19 protein-coding genes and 1 tRNA gene are annotated in these 19,860 nt (G+C 32.2%); 12 read left to right on the top strand and 8 right to left on the bottom strand.

Annotated elements, in window-relative coordinates; all coding sequences use genetic code 11:
• From Q4517_RS02940 to Q4517_RS02925, 4 genes are all read left to right on the top strand, one after another.
• A partial coding sequence (locus Q4517_RS02940) for a transposase (protein ID WP_303506037.1) occupies positions 1-345 on the top strand: 345 nt, incomplete at its 5' end.
• An 83-nt stretch (positions 346-428) separates the two neighbouring features.
• Positions 429-1,274, top strand: coding sequence for a helix-turn-helix domain-containing protein (locus Q4517_RS02935; protein ID WP_303506035.1), 846 nt, complete (start codon positions 429-431; stop codon positions 1,272-1,274).
• Between the two features lie 394 nt (positions 1,275-1,668).
• Positions 1,669-2,226 (top strand): carboxymuconolactone decarboxylase family protein, encoded by a 558-nt coding sequence (locus Q4517_RS02930; protein ID WP_303506032.1) that lies wholly within the window; start codon positions 1,669-1,671, stop codon positions 2,224-2,226.
• A gap of 104 nt (positions 2,227-2,330) precedes the next feature.
• Entirely contained in the window at positions 2,331-2,693 is a 363-nt protein-coding gene (locus Q4517_RS02925; protein WP_303506030.1) for a cupredoxin domain-containing protein, read from the top strand.
• Between the two features lie 43 nt (positions 2,694-2,736).
• Here the strand turns inward: Q4517_RS02925 and Q4517_RS02920 are convergent, their stop codons facing one another.
• The 8 genes from Q4517_RS02920 to Q4517_RS02885 form a co-directional block, all read right to left on the bottom strand.
• Positions 2,737-3,159, bottom strand: coding sequence for a hypothetical protein (locus Q4517_RS02920; RefSeq protein ID WP_303506028.1), 423 nt, complete (start codon positions 3,157-3,159; stop codon positions 2,737-2,739).
• On the bottom strand, positions 3,159-3,395 hold the full coding sequence (locus Q4517_RS02915) for a PLD nuclease N-terminal domain-containing protein (protein ID WP_303506026.1): 237 nt from the start codon (positions 3,393-3,395) through the stop codon (positions 3,159-3,161). Before Q4517_RS02915 ends, Q4517_RS02920 begins: the two co-directional genes overlap by 1 nt.
• A gap of 141 nt (positions 3,396-3,536) precedes the next feature.
• On the bottom strand, positions 3,537-4,829 hold the full coding sequence (locus Q4517_RS02910) for an aminopeptidase P family protein (RefSeq protein WP_303506024.1): 1,293 nt from the start codon (positions 4,827-4,829) through the stop codon (positions 3,537-3,539).
• 73 nt (positions 4,830-4,902) lie between these two features.
• Positions 4,903-5,487, bottom strand: a complete 585-nt coding sequence (locus Q4517_RS02905) for a Crp/Fnr family transcriptional regulator (protein ID WP_303506022.1) — start codon at positions 5,485-5,487, stop codon at positions 4,903-4,905.
• A gap of 201 nt (positions 5,488-5,688) precedes the next feature.
• On the bottom strand, positions 5,689-7,011 hold the full coding sequence (locus Q4517_RS02900) for a DEAD/DEAH box helicase (RefSeq protein WP_303506020.1): 1,323 nt from the start codon (positions 7,009-7,011) through the stop codon (positions 5,689-5,691).
• A 132-nt stretch (positions 7,012-7,143) separates the two neighbouring features.
• Positions 7,144-7,398 (bottom strand): hypothetical protein, encoded by a 255-nt coding sequence (locus tag Q4517_RS02895; RefSeq protein WP_115899567.1) that lies wholly within the window; start codon positions 7,396-7,398, stop codon positions 7,144-7,146.
• A gap of 76 nt (positions 7,399-7,474) precedes the next feature.
• Positions 7,475-8,440: a succinylglutamate desuccinylase/aspartoacylase family protein gene (locus Q4517_RS02890; protein WP_303506016.1), complete on the bottom strand. Its 966-nt coding sequence runs from the start codon at positions 8,438-8,440 to the stop codon at positions 7,475-7,477.
• Positions 8,407-9,309: a RimK family alpha-L-glutamate ligase gene (locus Q4517_RS02885; protein WP_303506014.1), complete on the bottom strand. Its 903-nt coding sequence runs from the start codon at positions 9,307-9,309 to the stop codon at positions 8,407-8,409. Before Q4517_RS02885 ends, Q4517_RS02890 begins: the two co-directional genes overlap by 34 nt.
• A 141-nt stretch (positions 9,310-9,450) precedes the next feature.
• Between Q4517_RS02885 and Q4517_RS02880 the strand changes: the two genes are divergently transcribed.
• The 8 genes from Q4517_RS02880 (at position 9,451) to Q4517_RS02845 (ending at position 19,736) form a co-directional block, all read left to right on the top strand.
• A complete protein-coding gene (locus Q4517_RS02880) occupies positions 9,451-12,276 on the top strand; it encodes a VPS10 domain-containing protein (protein WP_303506012.1) in 2,826 nt (941 codons plus the stop codon).
• A gap of 96 nt (positions 12,277-12,372) precedes the next feature.
• Positions 12,373-12,735: a dihydroneopterin aldolase gene (folB, locus tag Q4517_RS02875; RefSeq protein ID WP_303506010.1), complete on the top strand. Its 363-nt coding sequence runs from the start codon at positions 12,373-12,375 to the stop codon at positions 12,733-12,735.
• A 55-nt stretch (positions 12,736-12,790) separates the two neighbouring features.
• Positions 12,791-12,861, top strand: a tRNA-Cys gene (locus tag Q4517_RS02870).
• Positions 12,862-13,104: 243 nt separating this feature from the next.
• Positions 13,105-14,787 (top strand): AraC family transcriptional regulator, encoded by a 1,683-nt coding sequence (locus Q4517_RS02865; RefSeq protein WP_303506008.1) that lies wholly within the window; start codon positions 13,105-13,107, stop codon positions 14,785-14,787.
• 131 nt (positions 14,788-14,918) lie between these two features.
• Positions 14,919-15,764, top strand: coding sequence for an MBL fold metallo-hydrolase (locus Q4517_RS02860; protein WP_303506006.1), 846 nt, complete (start codon positions 14,919-14,921; stop codon positions 15,762-15,764).
• Between the two features lie 10 nt (positions 15,765-15,774).
• Positions 15,775-17,412, top strand: coding sequence for a S8 family serine peptidase (locus Q4517_RS02855; RefSeq protein ID WP_303506004.1), 1,638 nt, complete (start codon positions 15,775-15,777; stop codon positions 17,410-17,412).
• 67 nt (positions 17,413-17,479) lie between these two features.
• A complete protein-coding gene (locus Q4517_RS02850) occupies positions 17,480-17,884 on the top strand; it encodes a hypothetical protein (RefSeq protein ID WP_303506002.1) in 405 nt (134 codons plus the stop codon).
• A 1-nt stretch (position 17,885) separates the two neighbouring features.
• Positions 17,886-19,736: a M1 family metallopeptidase gene (locus tag Q4517_RS02845; RefSeq protein ID WP_303506000.1), complete on the top strand. Its 1,851-nt coding sequence runs from the start codon at positions 17,886-17,888 to the stop codon at positions 19,734-19,736.
• The last annotated feature ends 124 nt before the right edge of the window (positions 19,737-19,860 follow it).

Raw genomic sequence — 19,860 nt, 5'->3', positions numbered from 1 at the left:
TCCTTGACTCCAATATTTGAGGAGCATATTTCTACCTCGGCAAAAATATTTACAGACAAATGGCGTGGCTATGAACCATTAAAAGCAACCTATAATATCACACAGATTCAAAGCAACAACGGAAAGAACTTTAAAAAACTTCACATCATTATTCATCAAATAAAATCATGGTTAAGAACAATACCAACTCATGTGAGCAAAGAGCATATCCAAAAGTATTTTGATGAGTTTTGCTATCGTATTAATAGGTCGCAATCAAAACTAACAATCTGGCATAACTCTATTATTAGAATGATTAATAATGAGCCTATGACCTGGAAACAAATAAAACAGAACGTAACTTAATAACTCAATAATTTTAAATCAAAGATACATTGGTTTTGTTAGCTCTCCCTATTTTTTTCGACAAACGATAAAACTATGTATAAATGGCGGTACAAAATATTCAAAACTATTCCTATCAAAATATTTTTTCGTTACAAACAGTTCAGTTTGAAGAATCGTGTGTGGTAAATTCACCACAACAAATAGACCAATACAAGGTGTTTTGGATAAAAGAAGGAAAAGGGAGGTATAATATCGATTTTAAAAGTTACTCTTTTAAAGATGGGGTACTGTTTTTTTTATCGCCTGGACAAGTGTTTTCAGTAGATTCCGAAAAAATTAAAGAAGCCTATCAGCTTAGTTTTACAAGAGATTTTTATTGTATTCAAACACACGATGCTGAGGTATCATGTAACGGAGTATTATTTAATAACATATACGAAACACCTTTTGTAGTGCCCTCGGAAAAAGAAACACAAAAATTAGATTTTATCCTTCAAAATCTAAAAGAAGAGTTTGAGTTGAAAGAAACAGCACAATACGATATGCTACAATCACTTTTGAAACAGTTTATTGTATATTCAGTACGGATAAAAAAAGAAAAAGATGTTGTAAAAGAGAGTGTTGAAACCAAGCTTTTTAAAGATTTTAGTTTATTAGTAGAACAAAACTTTAAAAAGATACATCGAGTTACAGGGTATGCTTATCGGTTAGGTTTATCGCCAAAATCCTTAACCAAACATCTTCAAAAAATAGGAACAGAAACACCAAGTGATTTTATAAAAAATAGAATTATTACCGAAGCAAAGAGATTGTTATTGTATAAAAATGATTCTATTAAAGAAGTTGCTTTTGATTTGGGGTTTAATGATCCTGCCTACTTTTCTCGGTTTTTTACCAAAGCTACCGGGCAATCGCCAAAACAATTTAAAAAAAGCTATAGCTTGTAAAAGAAAAAACCACGCAACGCGTGGTAAACTACACAACTAATAAAGTTTTTTGTTACACTAATACAAACAACCTTTTCGACGCCTTAAAAGTACTGTAATAAAAGTGTTGTTACGTTACCTGTATTTTACGAAACCGTGAATAAAAAGCTAGCTTTTTGTAAGAATAATGTTAGCAAAAAAAGAATGTCCAAGCTTTAAGAACCTTTGTCCATTTTTTAAGGCTTATTCCTATCGCATCTTTGTATCAGAATTTAAAAACAACGAATTATGAGAACAGAAATTAACCAATGCCCAAATTGTTGGGGATATCAAGAATACGATGAACAGTTTCCTGAAAGAGAATTATGTAACTGTGAAAAAACAAACTAAAAAACAACTTTAAAATAGTAAAATTATGAGTACAAGAATTGAAACTTTAAACCCAGAAACCACAACAGGAAAATCAAAAGAATTGTTTGATGCAGTTCAAAACAAGTTAGGCTTTATTCCAAACCTAATTAAAGTAATGGGAAATTCACCAGCACTTTTACAAAGCTATCTAAGCTTGGGAGAATTAAATGGAAGTGGAAACTTTTCAAACAAATTTAGAGAGCAATTAGCATTAGTTATCGCAGAAGAAAATGAATGTAACTATTGTTTATCAGCACACACAGCAATAGGAAAGAATAATGGTTTATCAAATGAAGAAATTGAACAAAACCGACAAGCGGAGGCTTCTGATGCTAAAACCAAAGCAGGTTTAAAATTTGCACAAAGTGTTACAAAAAACAAAGGAAATGTAAGTTCAGCAGAAATAGCTGAGGTAAAAGCAGCAGGATATAACGACGGAGATATTTTAGAAATCGTACTAAATGTTGTAGCCAACACTTTAACAAACTATGTAAATCACATAGCAGAAACTGAAGTTGATTTTCCAAAAGTAGAAGCAGGAAAATTCACACAAAACGCATAAAAAACGAATAGCTCTTGTAACCTTATTTACAAAGTGTAGTTACGGGGTTTTAGATTACAGAGCTATTCATCTATAAAAAAGTAAAACCATAAAAATCAATAAAAATGAAAAAAGTAGTAGCTATTTTAGTATTATTAGTAGGATTTGCATTTACAGCAAATGCACAAAAGGCAAAAACCATTTCTTTAGAACAAACAAAAGGAAAATTCACTCAAAAATCGTTAACACTTTCAGAAGGAGCCTATGTTTTTGAAATATCAAACAACAATGTAGGGCATGATGTAGGTTTTGTATTAGCACCAAAAGGAAAAACTGATGAAAGGCATCATATAAAAAACGCGTATGTAACTTCTTTAGTAAAAAACAATGGCAAGTCAAGCTCTAAAAAAGTAACCTTAACAAAAGGAGAGTACGTGTACTTTTGTCCACTTAATCCAACACCTCAATATACTTTAACAGTAAAGTAGTGTTTTAATAATTAATAATAAAAACCCGTTTTTACGGGTTTTTTTAATTCAGTTTTACAAATCCACTTCCAAGTCCGTCGTAGTTATTGTCAGAAATTTCTAAAGTGTTTGGTTTTACGAGCCTAATAATTCCAGAAAGGACAATTCCTGAAAGTTGCTGATCGTCGGAAAGTTGTATAAAACGTTCTTGTTTGTTAGAATAAATCGCTTTTTTCATTTCTAGGGTGTATGTACCTTTTGAAACAAGAGTACCATTTTCTGATATTGAAAACTGATAGTTTTTCAACAAGGTTAATTGTATTTTTTTGTTGAGTGTTTCAGGCGTTTTATGAATATGGTTTCCAAAACCACCATCGGTATTTGTCCAGTTCCATGTTCCGACTATATCGGAATTATCAATCTTGTTTATTTGGCTAGAAGCACAAGAAATTAATGCAAAAGCGAATATATAAAGTAGATTTTTCATTATGAAGGGTTTTGTGTTTGTTTCTTTATTTTTTGTTCTCTCCCAATTAAGAAATACAAAATAACGCCAAAAAAGTTAGCTAATAAAACAACGAGAATCCAAAAAATTTTATTGTTTCCTTTAAATTTACTTTTTAAAATATCAATAAGCGCAATTATTGTTGGTAAGATACCAAGTAATACTACAATTAGGAGTACTATAATTTGCCATACTCCAATCATTCCTAAATAAGTCATTATAATAACAATTTTTTAAGTACTAAAAGTAGTAAAAATAATGGGAATAAAGTAAAAACACCTTCTTAATATAATAGAAAAACGCCATTAAGTTTCCATAAAAAGGAGTTTTAATGACGTTTTAAAATATGGGAAATGATACTATTTATTCATAATATCTTCTATTTCGTCAGCTTCAATAGGGATGTTTCGCATTAAGTTAAATGGCTCACCTGTTTCTTGAATTACTACATCATCTTCTAAACGAATACCAAAACCTTCAGCAGGAATATAAATACCAGGTTCAACTGTAAATACTTGGTTTGCTTGCATTGGCTCGTGTAACAATCCGTAGTCATGTGTATCTAGCCCCATGTGGTGAGAAGTACCGTGCATAAAGTACTTTTTATACGCTGGCCAGTTAGGATCTTCATTTTGAACATCAGCTTTGTCTAATAAGCCTAAGCCTAATAACTCTGAGGTCATTAACTTACCAACTTCTACATGATAATCAGCCCAAATAGTTCCAGGAACTAACATTTTTGTTGCGTCATTTTTTACACGATTTACAGCATTGTACACTGCTTTTTGTCTGTCAGTAAAACGCCCAGAAACAGGAATTGTACGTGTCATATCAGAAGAATAGTTAGCGTATTCCGCTCCAACATCCATCAATAATAAATCACCTGCTTTACATTGTTGGTTGTTTTCAATATAGTGTAACACGTTTGCATTGTTACCAGAAGCAATAATAGGCGTATAAGCAAACTTCTTAGAACGATTTCTAACAAATTCATGAATAAATTCCGCTTCAATTTCATATTCCCAAACACCTGGTTTTACGAAATCTAATACACGTCTGAATCCTTTTTCAGTAATATCACAAGCGGTTTGAATTAAATCAATTTCTATTGGGTCTTTTACTGAACGTAAACGTTGTAAAATAGGATTACTTTTTGCTACTGAATGTGCAGGATATTTGTTTAATAACCATTTTGTAAAACGAGCTTCACGAGTTTCAATTTCAACATTGGCACGATAGTGTTCGTTGGTATTAATATAAACGGTATCGACTAAAGCCATCATTTCAGCTAGTACTTTTTCTAAGTCTTGTAACCAGTGTACGTTTTTAATACCGCTAGTTTCTAATGCTTTTTCTTTGGTTAGTTTTTCACCTTCCCAAACTGCAATATGCTCGTTAGTTTCACGTAAAAACAAAACTTCACGTAAACTTTCTTTCGGACAATCAGGGAATAAAATTAAGATACTTTCTTCTTGATCAACTCCACTTAAAAAGAAAATATCACGGTGTTGTTCAAAAGGTAACGTGCTATCGGCACTTACAGGATAAATATCGTTTGAGTTAAAAACAGCTAAACTATTAGGCTTCATTTGCGCCATAAAGTTTTTACGGTTTTTTATAAATAATTGACTGTTTATTGCGTCGTACTTCATAATGATTCAATTAAATTGATAAGATTCCCTCAAAAATACGGAAAGAAATTGTGCAAATATTAGCCATTTGGCGCTAATTTATATTTTTTCGAATTCTACTCATATGGCGAGTAGAAATTCCTAAAAAAGAAGCTAAATAATGTAGCGGAACTTCTTGAAGTAATTTGGGTTCGTTTACGAGTAGCTTTTTATAACGTTCTTCAGGAGTTAAAGTTAGCAAATCAATACGATAATCATCAATCAAAAAAATTTGATGTTCAACTAAATTGTAATAAAACTGGTGAAAGGCCTTGTTGTGTTTCATTAAGTATTTAAAATTATCTATGGTAATAACCCAAAGCTTGCAAGTACTCAAAGCTTTAATGTTTTTGGGAGAAGGAGTTTGTTGTAAAAAGCTTTTTAGTGATGAGGTAAAACTATTTTTTAAAGCTAAATAAGTGGTTTTTTCTTCTCCAGAAACCGAGACAGCATGTTGTAAAATACCGCTTTCTATAAAACAGAAATAGGAACAAACGTCTCCTTTTTCAACAAAATATTGATTCCTTGATAATGACAATTCTTTAAAATGATCGACAATCTCGGGAATGAGATTATTTAATATATCATCGTTTACGATTTCTTGAAGGTGTTGTGCTACTATTTTTTTTGAAGCTTCCATTTTGTGGAATAAATTTTAGCCTAAAAGTATAAAAAAGGATGCTGTAAAAAGCATCCTTTGAAATAATTTGTGCTGTGAGCTATTCTAACTCAACTGTACCAAGATGAGTGTTTTTATCTAATACTTCGGCGACTTCCTCAACTTTTCAAGTAGTTAATACAGAGGCTCCGTCAGGAATAAAACGTTAAATGACCTAATAAGTTAGTGAGAAGTTTTGTTATTGTTCCTTCTATTACGGTTGTTTCGCTTTCTAGGAGTATGTTTTTTAGCATCTTCTGCTGAAGTTTTTTTTGCTTTTTTCTTTGAGTCGGAAGATGTTTTAAACGACTTTTTAGCAGGTTTATTTCTAGGTTGCTGCTTTGGTCGTTCTGTTTTTACTTCTTCTTTTATGGTAGATAAATCAAACCCTTCTAACTGAGAAATGATAATTTTTTGCCCTAATAACTTCTCTATACTTTTTAAGTATGCTTCTTCTTCTTGTGATACCAATGAGATTGCTTCTCCACTAGCACCTGCTCTTCCTGTTCTACCAATTCGGTGTACATAATCTTCAGGAACATTGGGGAGTTCAAAATTAATAACGTGTGGTAATAATGGAATGTCTAATCCACGAGCAGCGATATCAGTAGCTACCAATACTCTGATAGAATTGTCTTTAAAGCCTTTCAAAGCCTTGGTTCTTGCTCCCTGACTTTTGTTTCCATGAATAGCTGCAGCAGAAATTCCTCGTTTAATCAGTTTTTCAGTTAACCTGTTAGCACCGTGTTTAGTTCGAGTAAAAATTAAGACTTGGCTCCAATTTCCTTTTGAAATTAATTGACCAACTAATTCAGTTTTCTTGCTTTTAGGAACTTTGTATAACTTCTGATTTACTTTTTCAGCAGTTGTATTTTCAGGAGCTGCTTCAACCATTACAGGGTTGTGTAAAATACCTTGTGCTAATTTTTTTATTTCTTTCGAAAAAGTAGCTGAAAACAATAAATTTTGACGTTTCTGTGGCAAAAAAGAGATAATTTTTTTAATATCTCGTAAAAAACCCATGTCTAGCATTCTATCAGCTTCATCTAAAACTAAAACATCTACACGTTTTAGTGAGAGTTGATTTTGCTCGTGCAAATCGATTAGTCTACCAGGAGTAGCGACTAAAACATCTATTCCGTTTTTAAGAGTAGCTATTTGAGAACTTGGTTTTACACCACCAAAAATAGCGGTAGATTTAATGTTTAAATGCGTGCTATATTCGCGTACATTATCATATACTTGAGCTGCTAATTCTCTTGTAGGGGTTAGCACTAATGCTTTAATTGGACGGTATTTCGGATTCTTTTTTTCTGATATGTTTTGTAAAATAGGCAAAGTAAACCCTGCTGTTTTACCGGTTCCAGTTTGTGCAGAGGCTAATACGTCTTTGCCTTCTAAAATAACTGGAATTGCTTTTTCTTGAATAGGAGAGGGAGTTTCGTACCCTTTTTCGGTTACAGCTTTCACTAAAGCTTTTGATAAACCTAACGATGTAAATGTCATATATAATTCTTCAGTAGCTTCTAAATAAAATAACTACTATGAGCCAACAAAGGTACTGCTATTTATTGGCTTCGTTTATAAATAAAAAAGACGCCTTATTTAAGACGTCTTTTTTTGAATTTTAAAATGTGTTTAACTTTTAGCCATGGCACTTTTAATGAGACCAACAATAACGAGTAAAACAGCTCCACCAACACCACTACCTGCAATGTTACCGATAATACCAGAAATATCAATATTTAACATTCCTAATAATTGAGCTCCTAGGCCACCGCCTAAAATTCCTACAACAGAATTCCAAAGAGTACCTAAAGAATACTTTTTTAACACAGCTCCGGCAAGATTACCACCTACTGCTCCACTTAATAAGCTAATAAGAAATTCCATAATTTATAATTTTTGATTAGTTAATTGGAATTAAAGTAAGTGAAAAATTACGGATAAAACAAATAAAATCAGTTTGTTATGTTTTTCCTAAATGAAATAAAGCATCGCCCATGTTAATAACAGGGAAATTGTTTTTAGCAATTACATAACCGTCATAAGTAGACTTTACTGAGAAGTTTGTTTCTCCATAAGTGTCCATAATATGCCCTAAAACTTGTCCTTTTTTTACTTTTTCTCCATTAAGCACAGTGGGAGTAAATAATCCTGCAACTTTAGCGCGAACCCATTTTCGTTTATTAATTTGTATTGAAATAGCATTTTCAGGTATTTGAATACTTTCGTTTATCATTTTAAAGTGTTTTAAAATGCGAAGTGTGCCATTAATACCTTGTTGAATGGCTTTTTCTTCGAGACGTAATGATTCTCCTCCTTCATATACAATTACAGGAATTTTGTTTTTATAACATTGATTTCTAAATGACTTCGGAATAAGTTTAGAACTAAACATAAATGGTGCATTAAAAATGTTGGCAAGTTGAAACCCTCTTTCATCTTCAGGGGTATATCGTATTTGTGGAAAATTATTGCGTTGTTCACCTCCTGTATGAAAATCAATAGCAAAATCTACATTATTGGTAATTTCTTTCATTAAGTAATATGCCATTCTGCTTGCCAAAGAGCCAGTTTTTGAACCAGGAAAGCTTCGATTTACATCTTTACCATGCATATCGCGAGACATGTTTAAAAAACCAAAAACGTTTAACAATGGAACTACAATAACACAACCACGATGAATTTTGTACGATTTATCAATTAACATTCTTCGTACCAATTCAACACTGTTTACTTCGTCACCATGTAAACCTCCTTGTAGTAGAATAGTAGGCCCTAATTGATCACCATTAAAAATATACACAGGAATTTCTATTAGAGTTCCTGTAGGTAACCTATCAATAGGAATTTTAATTAATTTAGATTCACCTAAACCAATTTTTTGTCCACGAATTTCTATGATTTCGTTTTTAAAGTTTTGTTCGAACATTTTTCTTCTAAAAATTTAACAATGGCTTTGGCAATATTATCTTTAGTATATGATTCAATTCCTTGTAAACCAGGGGTAGAATTAACTTCAATTAATAAAGAGCCTCGTTTTGAGCGAATCATATCAACCCCAGCAATTGGAAGTTCTAAATATTGAGCAGCATTGATAGCTATTTCTTCTTCTTCAGGAGTTAAAGCAACCTTGTGTCCACTTCCTCCTTTATGAATGTTAGAACGAAAATCTTCCTCTAGCCCTTTACGTTTCATTGAAGATACTACTTTACCATTTACAACAAAAGCACGAATATCTTCACTATTACTTTCTTTAATAAACTCTTGTAGTAAAATACTGGTATTTGTTCCGTGCATGGTATCTATGATAGACATGGCAGATTTTTTACTTTCAGCCAAAATTACACCTGAGCCATGTGTTCCTTCTTGTAATTTAATAATTACAGGAGAACCACCTAATAAATTTATTTGCTCACCAATATTTTCAGTATCAACTGAAAAAACAGTTTGCGGAATAGGAAGTCCATTTCGACTCATTATTTGTAAAGTGCGAGCTTTGTTTTGTGCATTAACGATACCTGAATAACTAGCAGAGCTGTAAACTCCATTCAATTCAAATTCTTTTACAACTGTTGCTCCGTGTTTCATTGCAGAAGCACCTATTCGAGGAATAATAACATCAGGAATATCAATAATGTTTTTACCCTGATGTATAATGGCAGGCTTACCATCGCCAAGTTTTATAGAACATTTTAAATGATTTATAATTTCAACTTTATGTCCACGACGACGAGCTTCTTTGTATATCCTTTGTGTTGAATAAATTTGGTCACTAACAGAAAGAATAAAAATAGTCATCGCCTAAAAATTTGAGGTTAAACAAAGCTACTAATTTTTTTGTTTGACAAAAGCTTCTGAATGAAGTCTCTCAATATTCTGTTAATTTTTTTGAAATACTACTAGCTTACTGTATTTTCACTTCTTCTAAACCAAATTATAATGAGAATCTTAGCCAAAGTTTTTATCGCTTTATTTCCGTTTACAGTAGTTGCACAGCAGCCTACCTCTGCAGAAAAAATACAACAAGCTTTACAACAAAAGGAAGTATTAATTACAAATTCTACGGTAAAAAACATACCGTTTAAAAATATTGGACCTACAGTAATGAGTGGACGTGTGGTGGATATTGATGTAAATCCAGAAAACACTACAGAGTTTTATGTAGGATATGCTTCTGGTGGGGTATGGCATACCAATAACAACGGAACTACTTTTACTCCAGTTTTAGATAATTCTCCTACACAAAATGTAGGCGATATTGCTGTAGATTGGAAAAACGGAACAATTTGGGTAGGAACAGGAGAAAATAATTCTTCTCGATCATCTTATGCAGGAATTGGAATTTTAAAATCTACTGATAAAGGTAAAACTTGGACAAATGTAGGTTTACTCGATTCACATCATATTGGACGAATTTTAATCAATCCGAAAAATCCTGATGAAGTAATTGTAGGTTCTATAGGACATTTATACTCATCAAACAATGAAAGAGGGGTTTTTAAAACTTCTGATGGAGGAAAAAGATGGACAAAAACTTTGTTTATTGATGAAAATACTGGAATTATAGATATTCAACCTGTACCAAATAACTTCAATATTTTATATGCTGCTGCTTGGGAGCGTGAACGTAAAGCATGGAATTTTGATGGAGACGGAAAAAATTCAGCAATATATAAATCGACCGATGCAGGAAATACTTGGACTAAAATTTCTGATAACAATGGTTTCCCTAATGGAAAAGGAGTTGGTAGAATAGGGTTAGCAGTGTATGACGAAAACACAGTATACGCTTTTCATGATAATCAATTCCGAAGAAAAAAAGATGCTGCTAAGAAAGAGAAGGGAGCAGGAGCCTTAACAAAAGAAGAGCTTGCATCAGTTTCAACTGATGAACTTTTGAATATGAAAGACAAAAAATTAAATTCATTTATAAAAATGAATGGTCTTCAAGAAAAATATCGTGCAGAAAATGTTAAACAAATCATTCGTTCAAGCCCAGGAGAAATGCGACCAAGTGATTTAGTTGGTTACTTAAAAGATGCCAATGCAGCCTTGTTTGATACTCCAGTAATAGGGGCAGAGGTTTTTAAAACGACTGATGGAGGAAAAACTTGGAAAAAAACACATGAGGGTCATTTAGATGATTTATACTATTCGTATGGATATTATTTTGGCGAAATTCGTGTAGATCCGCAAGATGAAAACGGAATTTATGTATTAGGGGTCCCAATTTTAAAATCGAAAGATGGGGGAAAAACATTTACTTCTATTAGTAAAGAAAATGTTCATGCTGATCATCAAGCATTATGGGTAAATCCTAAAAAACAAGGACATTTAATTGATGGAAATGATGGAGGGTTAAATATTTCATACGATGACGGTGAAAGTTGGGTTAAATTAAATCAGCCTGCTGTTGGTCAATTTTACACCGTATATGCCGATAACCAAGAAAATTATAAGGTGTACGGAGGAATGCAAGATAATGGCGTTTGGGTTGGAGACCATAATGCTAAGATTGATAAAAGATGGCATCAAACAGGAAAAAATCCTTACGAAAGTTTAATGGGTGGTGACGGAATGCAAGTTGCCGTTGATGATAGAAATCCTAATATTGTGTATACAGGATATCAATTTGGAAACTATTATCGAATTGATAGAGCTACAGGAAAACAAACCTATATTCAGCCGAAACCCAAAGAAGACAAACCAGCTTACCGATTCAATTGGCAAACACCCATTCAACTATCAAAACACAATCAAGATATTTTATATTTAGGAGGAAATAAGTTACACCGTTCTTTAAACAAAGGTGATGATTGGGAAGAAATTTCTGGAGATTTAACCAAAGGAGAAAAAGAAGGAAATGTAGCTTACGGAACCTTAACTACTATTTCTGAAAGTCCGTTTCAATTTGGGTTAATCTACGTAGGTTCTGATGATGGATTGGTGCAGGTAACTAAAAACGGAGGAGGAAGTTGGGAAAAAATTTCAAATACTTTTCCACAAAATTTATGGGTAAGTCGTGTAATAGCTTCAAAATATAAGAAAGAACGAGTGTATGTTACGTTAAACGGGTATCGTTTTGATGATTTTACTTCGTATGTATACATGTCTGATGACTACGGTAGAACATGGAAAGATATTAGTAATAATATTCCAACTTCTGCGGTAAATGTGATTAAGGAAGATACTAAAAAAGAAAATGTTCTATACTTAGGAACTGATAACGGATTGTATGTTTCTTTCAATCAGGGAGAAACTTGGGAAGCGTTTAGCAACGGATTGCCGAATGTTGCAATGCACGATTTAGTAATTCAACCCAAAGCAAAACATTTATTAGTAGGAACACATGGACGTAGCTTATACAAAGCAAATATTACTTCTTTACAAGAATTTGACAATAAAGAAGCTATTTTCAGTATGAAGGACATTAAGAAAAGAAAATCTTGGGGTAGTTCTTGGAGTAAGTGGTTAGAACCAAATACACCAAAAATTACTATTCCGTTTTATGTAACTACAAATAAAGAAGTTGTGTTAGAAATATATTCGGGTAAAGTTTTGGTAAATACGATAAAGGCTAACGCAACAAAAGGATTTAATGAAGTAGTGTACGATGTTTCTTTTTCTGAAAAAGGAAGAAAAAAATATGTAAAGAAACATAAAGAAGTTAAGGTAAAAAAAGCAAAGAATGACAAATACTATTTACCTAAAGGGAAATATAAAGTAACGATAGGTGAGTTAAGTCAAACATTTGAAGTTCTTTAACAGATAAATTAAAAAAGAGAAAAACAAAACTGTTTTTCTCTTTTTTTGAAATAAAATTTACACGACTTAATAAAGAAACATTACTATTTTTGCGGTATGGGAATAGTACGTGTAAACGACATTCGTGTTTTTACAAATCACGGATGCTTAGAGGAAGAAGCAAGAATAGGTTCGGAATACCGAGTAGATATCGAAGTAAAAGCTGATTTACAAACATCCGCGAAAACAGATAATTTGGTTGATACGGTAGATTATGTGCATTTAAATCAAATTGTAAAAGAAGAGATGGCAATTCGTTCTAAATTACTAGAGCATGTTGCTCAACGAATTTTAGTTAGAATCTTTAGAGAAATACAACTGGTTGATGAAGCGGAGGTTAGCGTAGCAAAAATTAATCCACCCATTGGAGGAAATGTTGCTGAGGTAGTAATTGTTTTATCAGAAGTGCGTAAAAAGTAAAAAAAGCTTGCAAAAAAAGATAAAAGCTGTAAATTTGCAGTCCTTATCAATATAAGGTGTCGTGGCCGAGTGGCTAGGCAGTGGTCTGCAACACCATCTACAGCGGTTCGAATCCGCTCGACACCTCAAAAAGCTCATCAAATTTGATGAGCTTTTTTTATTTAGCTTATTTGAGGCATTTGCTGTTGCCATAGGTTGTAATATTCTTATTTAAATGATATGAAAAAGGTAGTTATTTATAAATATCGATTAATATCTGTAGGTGTATATCTGTATTTGACTTGTCTGCTATTACATTTGCCTTTGTGAAATTTAAAAAATATTGAATGGGTTTTTTAGTGAAAAAAGTAAAAGGAAATTAGTAGAGAAATGAAAAATAAATTAAAGACACATAAAAAACAGATTACACTATTCTTTTTCTTGCTTTTGTTCATAAGTTCTTTTGGACAAAGTAACGTTGATACCCTTCCGAGTAAAACAATGGAAGAGTTGTTTTCTTACTATGAAAAGAGTGAAGAAAAAGAAGAAAAAATTAGATATATAAAAGCTTTCTTAAAGGTAGCTAAGAGAGAAAAACACAGACAAAGAATTTCCGCAGGTTATTGGGTTTTATCAGATTTATATGAAGATGATAGAGTATTGAAATATAGTGATAGTGTTATTAATTTAATGTCTGAGAAGAGTATTAAGTATTACCCTTCAGTTGCTTATATGAAAAAAGGATATTACTATCAAAAAAATTATCAATATGATGATGCAATTGATAGTTACCTATTAGCACTAGAATATACAGAAAAACATAATAGTAAGTCATTAGCGTTTAGTATTAAAAATAGTATTGGTTCATTGAAAAGAAGACTTCAAATCTATGATGAAGCTGCCATAATTTTTAAAGAAAACTTAAAATACGCGGAGAAGAATGATTTAAAAAATAGAAGGCTAAATTCAATAATGGAACTGGCAAATCTTTATACAGATTCAAAAAAAATTGACTCTGCTCAAAACTATATAAATAGAGGAAAAAAAATATACTTAAAATTAAACGATACTTTAATGCTTCATCATTTAAATATGAATCAAGGAATTATTGAATGTCATAAAAAGAATTATAATATAGCTATTAATATACTTAAAAATGAAGCTTCCTTTTTTAAAAATAAAAGTTTAAATAATTATTTAATTTACATTTATTTCTATCTGGGAAAATCTTTTGAGGGAATTAATAAAGAAGGGCAAAAAATAAGAGCATATAAGAAAGTAGATTCCTTATTCCAGTTAGAGAAACCAGTTTTTTTATTTATAAGAGAAGCATATGAAGTATTAATCAATAAATATAAAAAAGATAATAATTTAACAAATCAACTATTATATATCAATAGATTTATCAAATACGACAGTATTATAAATTACAATGAGAGGTATTTAAACAGAAAAATTTATAGAGAGTATGATATTCCAAAATTAAAATCGGAAAAAGAAACTGTAATAAAACAAATGAAGAAAAACAACGCCTTTTTTTACTTTGTCATTATAATGATTTCTCTAATAGTAGTTTTATTATTGGTTCTTTTTATTTATCAATATTACAAGAAGAGAGTTTATAAACAAAGATTCGAAGAAGTAATTAATTCTAAGGAAGTTGTTAAAGCTGTAAAAAAAACAAAAGAAAATATTATAATACCGAAACAAATTAGTGAAGCTATTTTAAAAGGATTGGATGAGTTTGAAAAAGAGCAGAAATTTATAGCTAATAATATTACATTAAGTTCTCTGGCAAAAGAGTTAAATACTAATACTCAGTACCTATCTAAAGTAGTTAACTATTATAAAGGTAAATCTTTTTCTGCTTATTTGAGTGATTTAAGAGTCTCATATATTATAGAGAGGTTAAAAAAGGATGCTATTTTAAGAAAATATACAGTAAAAGCTATTGCTAAAGAGGCAGGTTTTAACAACGCAGAATCGTTTTCTAAAGCATTTTTTAAAGCTAAAGGAATCAAACCTTCTTATTTTTTGAAAGAATTAGAAAAAAGAGATGATAACCTTTTATGATTTTATAAAGTCACTCGGAAAGTTTTAAACGCGTACAATGCTTTAATTATGGCAGATAGCATTTCTAGAAACTAGGCACTTTTTGTTTTCCTTAACAAATTAATTCGCTAAAATTCTGCATCTTTGTAGTTATGCGAATTTATCCGATAGAAACAGGAAACTTTAAATTAGACGGTGGTGCTATGTTTGGCGTAGTTCCGAAAACGATTTGGCAAAAAACAAACCCTGCCGATGAAAAAAACATGATTTCAATGGGCATGCGATGTATGTTGATTGAGGATGGTGACCGTTTAACACTAATTGATACAGGTATTGGAAATAAGCAGTCCGATAAGTTTTTTGGATATTACTATCTGTATGGAGACTTTTCATTAGATACTTCTTTAGCAAAATATGGTTTTCATAGAGATGATATTACCGATGTGTTTTTAACACATCTACATTTCGATCATTGTGGAGGAGCAATTCAGTGGAATAAAGACAGAACAGGGTATGAACCAGCTTTTAAAAATGCACGTTTTTGGAGTAACCAACGTCATTGGGACTGGGCAGTACACCCAAATGCCAGAGAAAAAGCATCTTTTTTAAAAGAAAACATCCTACCGATTGAAGAAAGTGGACAACTAAACTTTTTGCACCTAAATGCAAAAGATTATGTAGGGTTTGATGTGTTGTTTAAAGACGGACATACCGAAAAACAAATGCTGCCAAAAATAGAATATCAAGGAAAAACAGTAGTGTTTATGGCAGATTTATTGCCTACCGCAGGTCACATTCCGTTACCCTATGTAATGGGATACGATACAAGACCGCTACTAACCTTAAAAGAAAAAGAAGCCTTTTTAAACGAAGCAGCCGATAAAGAGTTTTACCTTTTTTTAGAGCATGATGCCTATAATGAAGTAATAACGGTAAAACATACAGAAAAAGGAGTTCGTTTAAAAGAAACATTTAAGTTTACAGATATTTTTAATTAAGATAGAGATTATGAGAGTTTTAAAGCCCGTATTTTACTCGGCAATTGCAGTAGCTACCTTAGCTAGTTGTAAGACAGTAAGCAACATCCCTGTGCCAACAGGAAGTAACACCGTAGTGAATATTCCAGCGAAGAAAGCTGAATTAACAGACTATGAGCAAGAAAATTGGCAGCATTTAGACTTGGCTACAGATACTATTCCAGGAATGAGTGTAAATAAAGCCTATGAGTTTTTAAAAGGGAAAAAGCATGTAGAAGTTGTAGTTGGTGTCGTTGATTCTGGAACTGATTTAAAACATGAGGATTTAGTTGATGTAGCTTGGGTAAATACCAAGGAAATTCCTGGAGACGGAATCGATAATGATAAAAATGGATATGTTGATGATATCAACGGATGGAATTTTTTAGGAGACTCATACAAAGAACATTTAGAATACGAACGTATTTTAATGAAACCAGAAGTTGCAGATGCTGAAACCTTAGCAGAAGTAAAAGCATATCAAGCTGAGAAAATAGCAGAGGCAAAGAAAACGGTTGCTCGTTATGGGAGTTTAAAAGGAATGATTGCAGATGCTGATAAAGCATTTACTAAATACTTTGGAAAATCAACCTATACTAAAGACGAAGTAGAAGCTATCAATACAAACGACCCAATGTTAATTAAAGCAAAAGGATTTTCAGCGGGAATGTTTGGTTATTTTGATACGCTTGAAGAGGCGAAAGAGTATTTTGAGAATGGAATAAAGAAAGCTCAAAAAACTATTAATGGAGATAATTTAAAAACGGATTACCGTACTGTTGTTGGTGATAACGCGTATGATATTAACGATAAACCAGGATACGGAAACGGTAATACAGGTCATTCTGAAAAAGATGAAGCGCATGGTTCTCACGTTTCAGGTATCATTGGAGCAACAAGAAACAACGATAAAGGAATGAATGGGGTTGCCAATGTGAAAATTATGGCTGTTCGTTCAGTATCTGAAGGAGATGAGTACGATAAAGACGTTGCTTTAGGTATTCGTTATGCAGTTGATAACGGAGCGAAAGTAATCAATACAAGTTTTGGAAAGGCTTTTTCACCAAATAAAGAATGGGTTTACGATGCAATTAAATATGCAGCATCAAAGGATGTGTTAATTGTAAATGCAGCAGGAAATGATGGAAAGAATATTGATGTTGAGAAGACTTTCCCTAACGATGCACCAGATTTAATGACTGAAGTTGCAGATAATTTTTTAACAATTGGAGCAATGAGTGCTAATTATGATAAAACATTACCAGCAAACTTCTCTAATTACGGTAAAAAGAATGTAGATGTATTTGCTCCTGGAGTACAGGTATATTCAACGACTCCAGAGAATGAATACAAGAAATTTAATGGAACTTCAATGGCTTCTCCAGCAGCAGCAGGAGTTGCAGCATTAGTACGTTCTTACTATCCAGAGTTAACAGCGAGTCAAGTAAAACACATTTTAATGAACTCTGGAACTAAAATAGATTTACAGGTTGTTAAACCAGGTTCTCAATCAAGAGAAAACCCTACAGGAGAGTTAGTTCCTTTCTCAGAATTATCGGTATCAGGACGTGTTGTAAACGCATACAATGCGGTTAGAATGGCTGATAGAATGGTAAATGGAAGAAAATAAAATCAGTATAAACAAGCTAAAAAAGAGCATTATTTTTTGATGCTCTTTTTTTGTTATAAGAAAACACATGCAACTAGAATTCAACAAAAAAACACAAGAATTAACAATTAAAGATGAAGTGCCGATGCATTCATGGTTAATAATCTCTTTAATGTTAATTAATGGAATTAATATGGGGGTTCAGTTGTATTTAATGAGTTACCAAAACAATGAAACTCTTTTTGTTTTTATGTTTGTACTTGCAGTAGTTTCTGTAGTAGTAATATTTTATTACGTAGTAAAAAGATCATGGAAGTCTAAATACCTGCTTGATGAAATTGAAGGAATAGAAACAAGAACAGTTTATGGAAAAGAACGAGTTTTTCTAAAGTTATGTAACGGAAAAAGACGTAGTTTTCCAGTATTAAAAAATGAAAAAGAACTAAGTGATTTTAAGAAAACACTAACCTCAATGGGGATTAAATCAGTTTAATATGAAGAAAATAATCTTAAGCCTTTTATTATTACCGGTTATTTCATGTGCTACTGTAAATAGCACAAAAAATAAAACCGTAACAAAAACAAAAGTAAACAAGCAATCAAACAAAGGGTATTGGCAACAACATGTTGATTATACTATGGATATTGATATGAATGTTAAAACATATCAATACAAAGGAATGCAAAAATTGGTGTACACAAACAATTCACCAGATGCGTTAAATAAAGTGTTCTATCATTTATATTTCAATGCATTTCAACCAAACTCACAAATGGATGTTCGTTCAAGAAATATTCAAGATCCAGATAGAAGAGTAGGAGATCGTATTAGTAAATTATCACCTTCAGAAATAGGATACATTAAAGTAAGTTCTTTAAAACAAAACGGTTCGGTAGTAAAACACGAAACTGTTGGAACGATTTTAGAAGTTACATTAAACAAACCAATTCAACCAGGAGAAAGTGTAACGTTTGATATGATTTTTGATGCGCAAGTACCAAAACAAATCCGCCGTTCGGGTCGTAATAGCGCAGAAGGAGTTGCTTTGTCAATGACACAATGGTATCCTAAAATGGCTGAGTACGATTTTGAAGGTTGGCATACACCACCATACTTAGGAAGAGAATTCCACGGAGTTTGGGGTAATTTTGATGTAACACTTCATATTGATAAAAATTATGTAGTTGGAGGAACTGGATATGTGCAAAATCCACAAGAAGTAGGTCATGGTTACGAAGATAAAACAAAACCGTTAAACCTTCCGTCAGGAGATAAATTAACATGGAAATTCACTGCGCCAAATGTACATGATTTTACTTGGGGAGCAGATCCTGAGTTTATTCATGATACCTATAAAATGGACAATGGAATCGACTTACATTTCCTTTACAAGAAAACATTAGGTGCTGAATATTTAGAAAACTGGAAAAAATTGCAACCTAAAACAGCTGAATTAATGAAATATTTTAGTGAGCATATAGGTCAGTATCCATACAAGCAATACTCAGTTATTCAAGGAGGAGATGGAGGTATGGAATATGCAATGTGTACATTAATTACAGGACAACGTAAGTGGGGAAGCTTATTCGGTGTTACAGCACACGAGTTAGCACATACTTGGTTTCAATTCTTATTAGCAACTAACGAAAGCAAGCACCCTTGGATGGATGAAGGGTTCACCACTTATATTTCAAACAAAGCAGAAAATGAAATTTTAGGAGAAGGAAAAGAAAATCCACATGCAGGATCTTATCGAGGGTATAATTACGTGGTAAAAAATAATATTGAAGAGCCTTTAACAACACACGCTGATAGGTATCACACGAATACAGCGTATGGAGTTGCGAGTTATTCAAAAGGAAACATTTTCTTATCCCAATTAGAATATATTATTGGAAAAGAAAATGTAGCAAAAACATTAAAGAAATATTTTGAAGACTTTTCTTTTAAGCATCCAACACCAAATGACATTAAACGTACCGCCGAAAAAGTTTCAGGACTTCAGTTAGACTGGTATTTAAATGAATGGACACAAACAACACATACTATTGATTACGGAATTAAATCAGTAAATGGAAAAGAAATTACCTTAGAACGTATTGGTAAAATGCCAATGCCAATTGATGTTAAGGTAACGTATACTGATGGTTCAAAAGAATCATTTAATATTCCGTTACGTATGATGCGTGGAGAAAAACCAACCAGTGCAACGGTTATTACCGATTGGACTTTTGCACATCCAACGTACACTTTTACAACAAAAAAAGAGGTGAAATCAGTTGAAATTGATCCGTCTAAATTAATGGCAGACGTAAACCAAGAAAACAATTCGTACGGGAAGTAAAACTTAACGATAAAAAACACTAAAAACGGAAAATCTATATAGGTTTTCCGTTTTTTTATTGCTAAAACTTAATCCATAATTTTCTTTGTGTAATTATCTCATAGATTCTATGTAATTTTGTTGC

It is taken from the genome of Tenacibaculum sp. 1_MG-2023, from assembly GCF_030547425.1.
GTDB lineage: Bacteria > Bacteroidota > Bacteroidia > Flavobacteriales > Flavobacteriaceae > Polaribacter.
Note: the sequence above shows the minus strand (reverse complement) of the source record. Positions and strands in the feature narration are given on the sequence as shown.

Bases quoted from the DNA above. Each gene is read 5' to 3' on its own strand.
- Q4517_RS02935 (WP_303506035.1), top strand. From the start codon at position 429: ATGGCGGTACAAAATATTCAAAACTATTCCTATCAAAATATTTTTTCG.
- Q4517_RS02930 (WP_303506032.1), top strand. From the start codon at position 1,669: ATGAGTACAAGAATTGAAACTTTAAACCCAGAAACCACAACAGGAAAA.
- Q4517_RS02925 (WP_303506030.1), top strand. From the start codon at position 2,331: ATGAAAAAAGTAGTAGCTATTTTAGTATTATTAGTAGGATTTGCATTT.
- Q4517_RS02920 (WP_303506028.1), bottom strand. From the start codon at position 3,159: ATGAAAAATCTACTTTATATATTCGCTTTTGCATTAATTTCTTGTGCT.
- Q4517_RS02915 (WP_303506026.1), bottom strand. From the start codon at position 3,395: ATGACTTATTTAGGAATGATTGGAGTATGGCAAATTATAGTACTCCTA.
- Q4517_RS02910 (WP_303506024.1), bottom strand. From the start codon at position 4,829: ATGAAGTACGACGCAATAAACAGTCAATTATTTATAAAAAACCGTAAA.
- Q4517_RS02905 (WP_303506022.1), bottom strand. From the start codon at position 5,487: ATGGAAGCTTCAAAAAAAATAGTAGCACAACACCTTCAAGAAATCGTA.
- Q4517_RS02900 (WP_303506020.1), bottom strand. From the start codon at position 7,011: ATGACATTTACATCGTTAGGTTTATCAAAAGCTTTAGTGAAAGCTGTA.
- Q4517_RS02895 (WP_115899567.1), bottom strand. From the start codon at position 7,398: ATGGAATTTCTTATTAGCTTATTAAGTGGAGCAGTAGGTGGTAATCTT.
- Q4517_RS02890 (WP_303506016.1), bottom strand. From the start codon at position 8,440: ATGTTCGAACAAAACTTTAAAAACGAAATCATAGAAATTCGTGGACAA.
- Q4517_RS02885 (WP_303506014.1), bottom strand. From the start codon at position 9,309: ATGACTATTTTTATTCTTTCTGTTAGTGACCAAATTTATTCAACACAA.
- Q4517_RS02880 (WP_303506012.1), top strand. From the start codon at position 9,451: ATGAGAATCTTAGCCAAAGTTTTTATCGCTTTATTTCCGTTTACAGTA.
- folB (WP_303506010.1), top strand. From the start codon at position 12,373: ATGGGAATAGTACGTGTAAACGACATTCGTGTTTTTACAAATCACGGA.
- Q4517_RS02865 (WP_303506008.1), top strand. From the start codon at position 13,105: ATGAAAAATAAATTAAAGACACATAAAAAACAGATTACACTATTCTTT.
- Q4517_RS02860 (WP_303506006.1), top strand. From the start codon at position 14,919: ATGCGAATTTATCCGATAGAAACAGGAAACTTTAAATTAGACGGTGGT.
- Q4517_RS02855 (WP_303506004.1), top strand. From the start codon at position 15,775: ATGAGAGTTTTAAAGCCCGTATTTTACTCGGCAATTGCAGTAGCTACC.
- Q4517_RS02850 (WP_303506002.1), top strand. From the start codon at position 17,480: ATGCAACTAGAATTCAACAAAAAAACACAAGAATTAACAATTAAAGAT.
- Q4517_RS02845 (WP_303506000.1), top strand. From the start codon at position 17,886: ATGAAGAAAATAATCTTAAGCCTTTTATTATTACCGGTTATTTCATGT.